The 12,481-nt window shown below is 62.8% G+C and carries 11 protein-coding genes; 2 read left to right on the top strand and 9 right to left on the bottom strand.

What is annotated here, in order from left to right:
• Both HMPREF1531_RS12820 and HMPREF1531_RS04615 read right to left on the bottom strand, forming a co-directional pair.
• The coding region (locus tag HMPREF1531_RS12820; protein ID WP_016668748.1) for a phosphorylase family protein at positions 1-3,082 on the bottom strand (3,082 nt) is incomplete at its 3' end.
• Positions 3,083-3,215: 133 nt separating this feature from the next.
• Positions 3,216-4,097, bottom strand: a complete 882-nt coding sequence (locus tag HMPREF1531_RS04615; RefSeq protein ID WP_016668749.1) for an NAD(P)-dependent oxidoreductase — start codon at positions 4,095-4,097, stop codon at positions 3,216-3,218.
• 52 nt (positions 4,098-4,149) lie between these two features.
• Between HMPREF1531_RS04615 and HMPREF1531_RS04620 the strand changes: the two genes are divergently transcribed.
• Complete coding sequence (locus tag HMPREF1531_RS04620) at positions 4,150-4,896, top strand: DUF6498-containing protein (protein ID WP_016668750.1); 747 nt, start codon at positions 4,150-4,152, stop codon at positions 4,894-4,896.
• 83 nt (positions 4,897-4,979) lie between these two features.
• Here HMPREF1531_RS04620 and HMPREF1531_RS04625 read toward each other — a convergent pair whose 3' ends face one another.
• Positions 4,980-5,636, bottom strand: coding sequence for a response regulator (locus HMPREF1531_RS04625; RefSeq protein ID WP_016668751.1), 657 nt, complete (start codon positions 5,634-5,636; stop codon positions 4,980-4,982).
• Between the two features lie 36 nt (positions 5,637-5,672).
• Positions 5,673-6,992, bottom strand: a complete 1,320-nt coding sequence (locus HMPREF1531_RS04630) for a sensor histidine kinase (protein WP_016668752.1) — start codon at positions 6,990-6,992, stop codon at positions 5,673-5,675.
• A gap of 158 nt (positions 6,993-7,150) precedes the next feature.
• Between HMPREF1531_RS04630 and HMPREF1531_RS04635 the strand changes: the two genes are divergently transcribed.
• Entirely contained in the window at positions 7,151-8,941 is a 1,791-nt protein-coding gene (locus HMPREF1531_RS04635) for a hypothetical protein (RefSeq protein WP_016668753.1), read from the top strand.
• A gap of 69 nt (positions 8,942-9,010) precedes the next feature.
• Here the strand turns inward: HMPREF1531_RS04635 and HMPREF1531_RS14300 are convergent, their stop codons facing one another.
• The 5 genes from HMPREF1531_RS14300 to HMPREF1531_RS04655 form a co-directional block, all read right to left on the bottom strand.
• Positions 9,011-9,139 (bottom strand): hypothetical protein, encoded by a 129-nt coding sequence (locus HMPREF1531_RS14300; protein WP_016668754.1) that lies wholly within the window; start codon positions 9,137-9,139, stop codon positions 9,011-9,013.
• Positions 9,140-9,309: 170 nt separating this feature from the next.
• On the bottom strand, positions 9,310-10,083 hold the full coding sequence (locus HMPREF1531_RS04640) for an amino acid ABC transporter ATP-binding protein (protein ID WP_016668755.1): 774 nt from the start codon (positions 10,081-10,083) through the stop codon (positions 9,310-9,312).
• A complete protein-coding gene (locus tag HMPREF1531_RS04645) occupies positions 10,080-10,757 on the bottom strand; it encodes an amino acid ABC transporter permease (RefSeq protein WP_016668756.1) in 678 nt (225 codons plus the stop codon). The genes HMPREF1531_RS04640 and HMPREF1531_RS04645 overlap by 4 nt, the downstream gene beginning before the upstream one ends.
• The gene (locus tag HMPREF1531_RS04650) at positions 10,741-11,400 is read right to left on the bottom strand and encodes an amino acid ABC transporter permease (protein ID WP_016668757.1); all 660 of its coding nucleotides are present in this window, start codon (positions 11,398-11,400) and stop codon (positions 10,741-10,743) included. The genes HMPREF1531_RS04645 and HMPREF1531_RS04650 overlap by 17 nt, the downstream gene beginning before the upstream one ends.
• A gap of 87 nt (positions 11,401-11,487) precedes the next feature.
• The gene (locus HMPREF1531_RS04655) at positions 11,488-12,351 is read right to left on the bottom strand and encodes a cysteine ABC transporter substrate-binding protein (RefSeq protein ID WP_016668758.1); all 864 of its coding nucleotides are present in this window, start codon (positions 12,349-12,351) and stop codon (positions 11,488-11,490) included.
• Between the last annotated feature and the right edge of the window lie 130 nt (positions 12,352-12,481).

The following is a 12,481-nucleotide window of genomic DNA, read 5'->3' on the forward strand; positions in this document are numbered from 1 at the left end:
TGAGTTGGTCGCCGGTGGTGGGGTTCCAGATGATGCAGGTGCCGTCGCGGGAGGTGGTGGCCAGGCGTGAGGCGTCGGGTGACCATGCGACGGCGGTCACCGATCGTGTGTGGCCTTTGAGGGTGGGCATGGCCGGTGTTCCCATATTCATGGCCTGATACCACGAGGCCCCACCCATCGTCGCGTCATTCCAGGCCACCTCTGGCGAAGTGCTGTTGTGGAATTCTGCTTGAGTAAGTGTGGCGCCCGTGAAACAAGCCCCGGTGAGGTTCGCCCACGCGAAAACCGACCTGCGAAGTGACGCCCCCGCGAGATTTGCCTCGGCCAGGTTGAGCAATGTGGTCGGCGTCCCGGCGAATACCATGTCATCCAGATCGGCTCCCGATAGATCTATCCGAGCAAGATCTGGCGTGGGATATTCTTTTGATTTTGCATGCAATACGTAGTGGAGCAGCAACTCGCTGGCCTGGGCCAGGTAGGGGGCCTTCCAGTCTGTGAGAGTGCTCACCAAGGATGGGTCATCGGCCTCGGCCAGGAGTTGCCCGAGAAAGTCCAGGGTCTCGGTGCTGGGCGTGCGCATCTGCCATGCCGAGCGATCGTCGCGTCTGATGGCATCTAGCAGGTAGTTGGCGAGGAAGAATTCCAGCAATGAGGTGTGCGCGAATCGGAAGGTGCTGGCATTCGGGCCGTCCTCCCGCGCCAGGAAGGTGGCCGTGCGGAGGTCCTCGGCCAGCCTCTCACGATCCCCTGCGCTCAGCTTCGACTCACGATCCTCTACGCTCAGCGTCGACGAGTATGCGTACTGCCGGTCCTGGTCTTCTGCTAACCACCGGCGGAAAACGACCTCTGCCCGGTCCGCCGACAAGCAGGAGAGCCCTTGTCGCCACAGCCATGCGGCCAGTGCGCTCATGAACTGCGCCTTATGTTCTGGACGAATGAAATGCTTCCCCTCGTCGCGCATCAGCCATTTGTCGACCATGAGCCGGTACAGGGTGACCCCGAGAACTCGTTCCTTACGGGCGCGTTTGGCCTCTAGCTCGGCCACATTGTCACGAATCATGTCCAAGGAGAACGGTCGGGTCGACAATTCGGATAGATTGTGGACACTTTTGAGCAGATCCATCAGTTTCTCGGGATCCTGGTCGGGGATGGCTGCGGTCAGGTAGGTGCGGACCTGCTTCTCGGTGAGTGGGAGCAGAGTCATCGCCCGATATGAGTCGGGCTTCACATCCGAGCGTCCCCTCTCCAGGAAGAAGTTGCGTTGCAGGTCGAGGTCTTTGAAGTACTGGGTACGACAAGACAACACCAACCGAACCCTCTTGTTTAGCTCGTCCTCCTCCAACAGGTGCAGCACTCCCAAAAGCCGATGGAGCAGTGACTGTCCCTGGTTGCGCGAAAGCTTCACCAGGATCTCATCAAGCCCGTCGAAGATCACGACACATGGGCCAGCGGCCAACCATTGCTTGAAGGCCTCCCAGGTGTGCGCTGCCGAATGCCGCGGGAGCCAGTCTTCGCGCATACATGTGGTGATGAGTGTCTCCAGGTCGTCAGCAATCTCGGCATTCGTGATGGTCTTGAGGTTGAAGTACAGCGGCATCGGAACCGTCGGATCATTCGCCCGCTCCGCACCTAGCTTGCGGGCAAGACGCTGGCAGGTCACCGTCTTGCCCATGCCATATTCACCGAGCAGCGCGAATAACCGTGGTTCGGTGGGATTGGTTGCCCAACGAAGCATGGCCTCCAAGACGAGCGTGCCCTGGGCATCTGGTGGGGCAGCGCCGTGTTTTAGCTCCAGCGTTGATGCCTGAGTGTCTCGGATCAGCAGCGACCTGTCCTCAAGGATCGCGTCGTGGCGCCCCATGTGGTCCGCTGCCGGGGCAGAGCACGCCGCTGTCGGAGCAGGGCGCGGGGTGTGCTGGGTCGGTGTCGGGCCCAGCGTGGTGTTCGCCCGGGGGCGGGGTCCACTCAGAGGTCCCCGTTCGAGGATGGCCCTGGTCACTGTGGCCGCTGCGCGTGCAGCCTGCTTCTGATGGGCGCTCTTGAGCCTGCCGTTCTTGTTCCCATCACCCCAATCGGAGATCCCCTTGACGACCAAGCCTTCGACCCTACGTTCTCGGCATGCCGTGTGGAGCCCGGAGCCCTCCATCTCGCCGCCCACGACGTTACCGGCGGAACACAGTGCGTCGCGGAAGGTTATATTGTCCACCAATTTATCGCCGCTGAGAACGATCCCGATGCGCAGGACGGGGAACTGCATGTTATCGGCATGCTCCAACGTGAGTGCCCTGGCGCGCTCAATGAGCTCGTAGGACATGTCTCGCGGATGGTCTCGGTGCGTATGGGTTCCGTCGGGCTCCACCCGGGCCAATTCGTAGGGGAGGACTGCCTCGGAGACGAGGACATCACCGATGCTCTGCTTGCTCTCGTCGGCACCGAAGGCGATTCCCGAGGCAATCACGATCTCGGGATCAAAATGATCGATGGCCTCAAGAGTGCTCGCCAAGGCGTTCAGTGAGCCTTGCTCGCTGTGCCGGTGGATGATGCGCATGCCACCGCAGGCGCCGAGTTCGTAATAGGTGATGCCGCGTCCAGTATAGCGTTGCGGCGGGGCGGTTGAGCCGGTGAATTCACGCCAGACGGCCTGTGCCTCGTTGGTGTTGAATGTGAGCACCACGGCCGTTGCTGTGGGGCCGGTTTCCACTGCCTTTGCGTCGATCAACTGCTCGGGGCCGATGGCGTCGAGCTCGCCGGTGGAGGCCGTGGGGGCGGGGAGCCTCTCGGCCTCGAACCAGATGAAGCGGCGTTCTGCACCGATGTTGCGTGCCGACGTCACCTGAATCCGGAAGGTCGAGCCGGTTGCCTCGGCTTCCTGGTTGATCGCCCTTCGAAGATCGCTGAGCCGTTTGTTCACGGCGCTCACATTGTCGAAGGGGAAGTGTTTGTCACGGATCATCGCGACCTTGACCCTGCCCTCGCCGTCAAGAAGATCGATGATAGCGAGGGCTAGTCCCAGGTCTGTGTTGGACAACTGAAGCCGTTCCAGATATCGACGCGCTGCAGTGGGCTGAAGTATCGCTGCCATGAGGGCTCCTTGGGAGGGCGACGAGTTCATCGTAATCAGGTTCTCGTATCTCGTAAAGAGCTCTTTTCAGACATCTTCTGGTTGTAACTGCTGGCCGTGGGCCATCGCAAGAGGCCCGCGCAACCACCAAGCCTCAGCCCTCCCGGGTGGTCTGCTCCAGGTATTTGTGCACCACCGCCAGGTCGTCGTCGCCCAGCCCGGCTGCGGTCAGCCCCTCGTAGAGGGCCAGGGCCTGGGTGCTCATCGGCAGTGTGCGCCCCTTCGAGTTCGCCTCCGACAGGGCGATCTTCAAATCCTTCACCATGAACTTCGCGGCACCGGTATTCGAGTAGTCCTGCTGCTCCACCTTCGCCCGTTTAGCCCGCAGCACCGCGGAATCACCCCAGCCATTGGCCAGCATCGTGTACATCAACTCGACGTCGACCCCAGCTTCCTCGGCGATCAATGCTGCTTCGGACAGAGCAGCCATCGTCATGCCGACGACCATCTGGTTACAGGCCTTCACCACCTCACCGGCCCCCAGCGGCCCGCATACCACCGGGTTCCCGCAGGCCCGCAGCACTTCGATGGCATGGGCCACATGCTCGCCCTGCCCACCGACCATGATCGACAGAGTGCCAGCGATCGCCCCCGCCTCACCTCCGGAAACCGGGGCATCCACCACCTTGATCAGGCCATGTGTGTGTTCGGCCAGGTAAGCGTCGAGGGCCCGCACGTCGTTCGGGGCCACCGTCGAGGAGACCACCAATACCGTGGGGCTGGTGACATGGGCCATCAACCCCTCAGCCCCATCAAGCAGCGGATAAATCTGCGAGATGTCTTGCAGCATGTCGATGATCACCGACGCCCCGGCCAGTTCCTTCGGTGTCGCAGCGAAACTCGCCCCCTCGGCCACCAGCTGCTCGGCGGCCTGCCGACGACGTGCCCACACCCGTACTCGGTGTCCCGCCTTCAACAGGTTCCGCGCCATCGGGGCGCCCATCTTGCCGGGACCGACCAGTGCCACATCGCTCATGGGCTCAGCCTAGTGAAGAACGTACCAAACCGGTCTCGGTTAGGCTGCATGCATGTCCAACCCCCGCAGCAGCGATCCGATCTCCTTCGACATCGTGGTGATGCTTTGCTACAACGCGATGCTGCTCATCCAGGTCTTCGGTCTGGGAGTTGCCCCCGGCAACGTGCTGTGGGTGTTCTGGGTGGAGAACGTGTTCATCGGCATCGTCGCCTTCATCGCCCTGCGCCACGCCAAACGTTCCGGGAATACCGAGGCAAAGGAGTTCCTCTGGAGCAACAAGGGCCACACGACGAATATGGCACAGCATCCCCTAAAGTTCCTGGCGGCCTATGGATTCTTCAGCCTGGTGCATATGGTTTTCAGCGTCGTCCTCGGTTTCATGGTCGGGGTCGAGATCACGGTGGTATCACTGGGGCTGCCGATTCTCATGGCGCTCGCCCGCCAAGTCACCAGCGGCACATCCCTGACCCGCCAGACCGGGCACACCCGCGACCTGCTCGACCGACGCACGGTGGCCGACGCAATGACCCGCATGGTCGTCTTGCACTTGGCGATCATCCTCGGTTGGATTATCAACATCGCCCTGCTCACCGTGGGCTTGTCGTGGAACGACACGATGGAACCCGTTGATGTGGGAACCGCATACGAACACTCCCAGGCCGTGCGCGGTCGCTTGGTGGTGACCGTGCTGGTCATCGGCAAGACCATCGGCGAATATCTCATCCTGCGACGCAGCCGCAACCTCTTCCGAAAGGCGGTCGCCGAACCCAGCGAACAATATCCGGTCTCCGGCGACTGATCGTGCTTGCGCCGCGACGACGGGGCCCTGGCGATCACCGTCATAATGACCGTCGCTTAGCACCTACGCTCGGCCCGGTGGCCTCAGTCCACCAGGCCAGTTTCGAAGGCGATCAACACCAGCCCCACCCGATCGCGTGCATCCAGCTTCGACAACAGGCGTCCGACATGGGTTTTCACCGTTCCTTCGGCCATGAACAGGGTCGATGCAATCTCTGAATTGGTGGCACCCTTGGCGATTTCCACCAGCACCTCGCGTTCGCGGTCGGTCAGCACCTCCAGCCGCTCATCGGTCTTTCCCGGGTCTTCGGGCAGCTTGGAAACAACCTGCTCCAGCAACCGCCGAGTCGCTGAGGGTGCGACGACGGCCTCCCCGTCGGCGACCGACCGGATCGCCGACAGCAGATCGTCGGGCCGGGCATCCTTGAGCATGAACCCGGAGGCACCCGCCTTCAGTGCTGCGAAAACATATTCATCAAGGTCGAAGGTGGTCAGCACAAGCACCTTCGTCGGTAGTCCAGCCTCGACGATCCGCCGGGTTGCCTCCACGCCGTCCATCTCCGGCATGCGAATGTCCATCAGCACCACGTCGGCGGGCTCATTGGACAGGGCACTCAGGGCCCCCATGCCATTTGTCGCCTCACCGACCACCTGCATGTCGTCCTCGGCGTCGATGAGCATGCGGAAACCGCTGCGCACCAAGGACTGATCATCTGCGAGGAAGATTTTCAGTTTCGACATCCCGCTTGGTCCTTTCCGTGTTCAGATTCATCATAGTTATTCCTTGTCAGAAACCTTTCGGCCGTCGATGGGCAGCACCGCGTGCACCGTCCAGCCGCCATCTTCGCCTGGGGCAGCCGTCATCCGCCCACCCATGGCCGTGACCCGTTCGGTCATACCCAACAGCCCGTAGCCGCTGCCCTTGTGTTTGGTCAGCTTGCTCCCGAGATCTCCCGAAGTGGTGCCCGCCCCGTCGTCGGTGACCCTGATGTCGATTGTGTTGGGGCGATAGGTGATGGTGACCGTGGCCTGCGCCTGATCGCCGGCGTGCTTGAGGAAATTGGTGATCGCTTCCTGGACGATTCGGAAGGCGGTGACCCCCACCGCAGCCGACACGTCGGGCTGGGGGCCCGACACCGACAGGTGTACTCGTTCGCCGGTCCGCTCCACCATCGCCGCGATCTCGCCCAGCCCGGGGGCAGGCTGGTAGTCGGCGGAACTGGCGGCCTCCGGACCGTCGCGTAGCACCCCAAGAATCCGGCGCATCTCCCCCAACGCCTCGGTGCCGGTGGCCGCGATCGTCTCCAGCACCTCGGTTGCTGCCTCGGGACGCTTACGGGCGAGTGCTTTACCTCCGTTGGCTTGGACAATGATCACCGACAACGAGTGGGCGACGACGTCGTGCAACTCCCGGGCGATCTCGGTGCGCACCCTGGAGCTGGCCATTTTTGCTTGCTGCTCGGCACGGGTGATCTCGGCGGCGTGACGTTCGGCGGCGGCTCGTTCCCGCTCCTGACGGGCCTTCATGGTGTCGCGGTCGCGCCTGCCCATCAGATAAGGGATCACCACCCAGCCCAGGCACAAAGCGACGAGCGGGCCGATATTGGGTATCACGACGTAGTCGAGGGGCATCAACTGCGTCGGGGCGGTGTTCGTCCAGCGCAGCGGGCCGAGCACAGAGCCCATGCCTCCGAGCATCACCACCCAGCGGGATTCGCGTCCGTCCACCCAGCGTGCCACGGAATAACAGGCGATCGGGATCGCCACCACCGACCACGTCGGGCTGCGCAGCAGGATCACCTGTCCTATCCCCGCCAAGCCCATCATTGCGATCATCAGCATCGGGTTCACCCGGCGCAACGCCAGTGGCAGCACCATGGCGACGGAAGTGACCACCGATGCGAGGAAATCGGGATGCCGGTAGCCGGTAGCGAAGATATCCCCCCACCCGCAGGTTGCCAGGCACAGCACCACCGCCATGGCGATATCAAACTGCACCGAGCGCGGCGAGATGAGTTCCACCGGGTCGGTTTCGAGCACGACGACCGGAGTCTCATCGACGCCAGGTACCTGGTGGTCGGTTGTCTCCGTACTCATCGCACCAATGCTAGTCGGGTCTTCCCCAGGTGATCCCACGGCAGGCCCGCACCGGGTCTGACCACCGTAGCGAAACCCTGAAACACCCCGGTGATAACGGGTAATCGGCGGGCGTGGGTGCTAAGTTCGGGACCTCGACAATGCCGGAAGCACCATCGATGACGACTGTTCGCATTAATCCGTCGTGGCCCGAGTTCGGCCACGACGGGCTTGATACTGCCCTGGTGGATGCGCTGGTTGCCCGGGTGGTTGCCCGGCAACGCGACGCCGATCATGCGGTGCTCCTGCTGCTGCGGTGCCTGCTCGCCGACGATCTCCCCGGCAGACAGCGTCGGCTGGCCACCGAGGCGGTGCTCGGCTTTCGTTACGGGCTCGTCGATCCTCGCAGGGATCCAATGGATGCCTGGATGGAGCACCGGCAGCTCTCCTTCGCAACGGCCGAGCTGCTCGCCGGTCAACTCTTTGGCGACCAGACCTTCGCCGTCGACGGGCGTGTCGGGGTCCGCCACATGCGGACGGCCCGCGTCCAGCTGTCCACTTGGCTGTCTGACCGGTTCTATTTCGGGTTCAGCGAGTGGCTGTCCCCCAGCTGCTACGCGAGTAACGCAGCGGCCCTCGGCCTGCTCGTCGATCACGCCAGCGACAAGGATATTCGTGCCCGAGCCGGGATTGTCCTCGATCTGCTGCTCGCCGATATCGCACTTCACGGGTTCAACCACCGGCTGGGGGCGACCATGGGGGTGGGGTTCGCCGAGGAGCTCATCTGCCCATCCGCATCCCCGCTTCATCAGGTGTGGGAGCGTGCCTTCGGTGAGGACAATCCGCAGGTAGACCCGTCGTCGGTGCTCTCGCTGTTCATCACCTCCCATCACCAGGCGCCTCCGGCTCTGTGCCAGATCGCCAACCAACCAGTGCGCCGCGTCATCTCCTCGCACGGGCTCGATCCGCACGAGGTGCCTTCCGCGCTGAACACCCACCCTTGGTTCCCGCGCACCGCCATTCGTGATCGCATTCGCTTCTGGTGGGGACAACACGCTTTGTCAAAGGCTGATTCGATGCGGAACTCGGTGAGAGGTTTCCAGGAATTCGGCGATGATGGCTGGTTGTCGGCGATCCGGGATGCGCTGTCACCGCGTCGCCTGACGGACTGGGTGGTGCGATGTCTCAACCCGGTCCCTGCCGGGGCCACCCTGGGGCGAGCCAATGTACAGACCGTGTCGACGGCCAACTATCTATTGTCCAGCGTCCAGCGTTACGCTCCGGGTGCCTTCGGCTCCCAACAGCATCTGTGGCATGCTTCGCTGCCAGGTGACGTGGAGGTCTTCGGTACACATCCCGGATCGGTCAAGCGTTTCCCGATGAGCAGCATCGCCCCCGGCGAGTGGGTGGGCAATGGCATCAATCCCGACATCGCCCAGCACCACAATGTGCTGTTGGCAAGCTACGATCTCACCAATCGTCAGGCGCGCCGGGCTCGCTGGGTGCACTTTCACTTCCCCTTCGTCGACCTGGATCGTGCCGGTCTGGGCCGTGACTGGGTCGCCGGGCGACGCAGCGACGGATACGTCGGCATTTTGTCCACCCATCGTTTCGAGCAGATCAGCGAGAGTGAGCTGGTGGTGCGTGCCGCCCGGGGCGCCTATCTGGTGATCTGTGGGGATGACGAGGAATTCGGGTCGTTGCGCGAATTCATCCGGGTGCTGCGCGAACACAGCATTACCCGGCACGGGGACACCGTCACCGCCGAGGGGCCGCACGGCAGATTTGCCCTTCGCTCGGGTGGGCCCTTCCGGGTCAATGGTCGGCTGGTTGGCACGGAGTACCCGCGGTGCGAGGCACCCGGGGTGCTGATCCCGCGTAACCCGATCTCGATCACCTTCCAGGGGGATACCCACAAATTGGTGCTCGACTGGGCCACCGGTTCGCGTCACACGACGCGGATCAGTTGATGCCAGGCATAGTCAAGGCCAGGCATAGTCAAGAGTGTGGTTCTGGACGGGGAACCTCTGTCATCGGGTTCAGCGGATGGGTTCTGCGGTGGCCGCAGCCCACAACTCAGCTTCGTGACGTGCGCGGATCCTGGTTCGCACCGAGAGGACGGCGAACACACCGGCCAGTATCGCCAAAACGATGGTCAGACGTTTCATGCCAAGAACTCTAACGTGACCGGGCCCGGGAACTCGCCGACTCGCCTCGGGCGCGGTGAGGCCGGTCGGCCACAATCAAGATAGTGCCATAGGTCCGTCAAGACGCCACGCACCCGGCGACGATCCTGCTGCTGTCTGGCTGGGTCGTCGCCGGGCATGCGGTGCAGGGCTCATTCCTCATCGGCATCTGGTTTGTGCGGGGCCTCGAAGACAAAGGTATTGAGGAAACGCTGGGCACGCTCCGAGGCCGGTGAGGTGAAGAACTGTTCTGGTTCGCCGACCTCGACGATGCGACCTGCGTCCATGAACACCACCCGGTCAGCGATTGCCCGGGCGAAGGCCATTTCGTGGGTGACGAGTAGCATCGTCATGCCGTCGGCCGCCAACTCGGCGACGACATCGAGCACTTCGCGCACCATTTCTGGGTCGAGGGATGCGGTGATCTCGTCAAGCAGCAACACCTCGGGCCGCATCATCAGCGTCCGCACGATTGCCACCCGCTGCTTTTGGCCACCCGATAGCTGACGAGGCAGCGAATGTGCGCGGTCGCCCAATCCGACCCGGTCCAGCAACTGCTGGGCACGCTTGGTGGCCTCGGCCCGGTCTGCGCGCTGCACAACCTTCGGACCCAGCAGCAGGTTGCCCATCACATCAAGGTGAGGGAACAGCTCATAATTCTGGAATACCATCCCTACCCGCTGACGTACCCGCCGCCAGTTGGTGCCGCAGTCGGAGACGATGTCGTCGCCCAGCCGGATGGTGCCCCCCTGGATCTCCTCCAGGCCGTTGATGCACCGAAGCAGGGTGGATTTGCCGCACCCCGATGGGCCGATGATCGCCACCACCTCCGAGGCCTTCACGTCGAGGCAGACTCCGTCGAGGGCGGTCACCCCGTTGTTCGGGTATTGCTTGCGGACATCGGTGAGACTCAACAGTGCATTCATGAGATCTGCCACCTTGCTTCGAGACGACGGGACAACCAGGAGATCGGGAAACATACGATGAAGTAGAGGAAGAACACCACGCCGTAGATCCACAACGCCGCGCTCGGGTACTGGAAGCGGTTGGCGTCGATGATCTGCTGGGCGACCTTCAGCACCTCGACCACCCCGATGAGGACCACCAGCGAGGTGGTCTTGATCATGCGGGTGGTGAGGTTGACGGTCTGGGGGAGAAGCTGCCGGACGGCCAGCGGAAGGATGACGTGGCGCTGCACCTGGGCCGGGGACATACCCAACGCCCGGGCGGTCTCGAACTGGTGCCGGGGAATGGAGGTGATCGAGCCGCGCACCAGGTCGCCCATCTCGGCGGTTCCCCAGATGGTAAACACGACGACGGCAGCGAATTCTCCGCTCAGGTTCAGTCCAGCCACCTTCGTCAGGTCGAAGAACACCAAGAACAGCAGCACCAGCTGCGGCATGATTCGCACGAACTCCAGGTAGCAACGGCACAGCAGTTTCACCAAGCGATTCTTCGAGGTCATCACCACCCCGAAGGGCAGGCCCAGCACCACCGAGGCGCCCATCGAAACCAGCGCGATCCACACGCTGACCCACAGCCCGCCCAGCAGGCGACCGAGGTTGGAGCCTTGGAAGATGAGTTCAAGATCCGAAGGCATTGGAACGCACCTTCCTCTCTAACCAGTTCGCGCCGAGGGAGATCGGCAGCAGGAGCAGCAGGTAGAAGGCGACGAGCAGCAGCAGTGCCTCCGAGGTGTCGTAGTCGGTGCCGATCTGCTCTTTGGCGACGTAGACCAGGTCAGGCAGGGCCACTACCGAAACCACCGAGGTCTCCTTGATGAGGAAGATGACATTCGCGGTGAGGGCCGGGGCTGCGATGGCGAAGGCTTGCGGCGCCAGCACATGGCGGAATGCCGTCGGCGTTGACATGCCTAGTGCCAAGGCAGACTGCAACTGGATCGGATGCACCGAATCCAGGCCGGAACGGAACGCTTCGGCCATATAGGAGCCGCCGAGGAAGGTGAGCCCGACGATGGCGCAGACCTCACTGGGCCACACCACTCCCACTTTCGGCAGCCCGAAGTAGAGGAAGAACAGCTGAACCAACAACGGGGTATTCCGGGACAACTCGATGTAAACGGCGACGATCTGCCGCAACACCGGAATCCGGAAACTCTGCACCGCGGCACATAACAGGCCGACAAGCGCAGAGGCGATGATGCCGATCACACCGATCCGCAGGGTGAGCAGGGCTGCTTCCCCGTAGACCGGGATCGATGACGAAATGACTGACCAGTCCATGATTAGTCCGGGCAGCAGCCCCGCCACCCGTCATGACGGTGGGAGCACCGGGTGACGGGCGGGCGGGGCTGGTGTCGCGGGACGCGGTCAGGCGACCACGCCACCCTCGACGACGAGCTCATCGGCCGGAACAGCATCGCCGTAGACCAGGCGCAGTGTCTTGTCGTAGGCCGCGTGGAAGAACTGCTCATTGCCCAGTTCGACCAGTTCCTCGTTCAGCCATTCGAGCAGGGTGGTGTTGCCCTTGCGGACGGCTCCCGCGATGGTGTCGACTGCACCGAGGGAGGTGATTCCCACGGTGAAGCCGGGATTGTTGGGGGCCCAGGCGAGGGCCTCGGTGTTGTCGGTCGCCCAGGCGTCGCCCCGCCCATCGGCCAAGGCGTTGGTTGCCTCGGTGTACTGGTCGTATTTCTGCAGCTTCACCTCGGGATGGTTGTCCTCGAAATAGGTCTCGGCAGTGGTGCCCTTGACGACGATCACCTTCTTGTCCGCGAGATCTTCGACCTTGGTGATGGCGAGATCTTGCTTGGCGACGACACCCAGCGATACCTTCATGTACGGGTTGGCGAAGTCGACTTTCTCGGCGCGCTCGGGGGTGACGGTGAAATTGGCGAGGATGAGATCGACCTTGCCGGTTTGCAGGAACTCGACCCGGGATGCGGCCTCCACCGGCACGTACTTCACCTCGACGCCCAGATCCTGGGCGATGCGATTGCCATACTCGATATCGTATCCAGCGTAGTCGCCGGAGGAATCGACATAGCCGAAGGGGGACTTGTCGGAGAAGACTCCGATGATGATGGTGCCGGCCGACTTGATCTCGTCGACGGTGCGGAGGCCCACTGCCGAGGATGCGCCGGAGGAACCGGATTGGGTGGAGCCCCCGCAAGCGGCCAAGGTGGTGGCGGTGGCGAATGCTCCGAGTGCGGTCAGGAAGGTCCTGCGCTGCATGGTGTTTCCTTTCGTGTGCGCACCCGGGAACTGGGCATACCGGAGGTGCGCGTGGGAATTGTGTGGAACGGGGTGATGGATGCCTTTGTCAGGGCGGCAAGAGCGATCAAGCGATCGCGGAATGAACCCC

Source organism: Propionibacterium sp. oral taxon 192 str. F0372, from assembly GCF_000413315.1.
Classification (GTDB): domain Bacteria; phylum Actinomycetota; class Actinomycetes; order Propionibacteriales; family Propionibacteriaceae; genus Brooklawnia.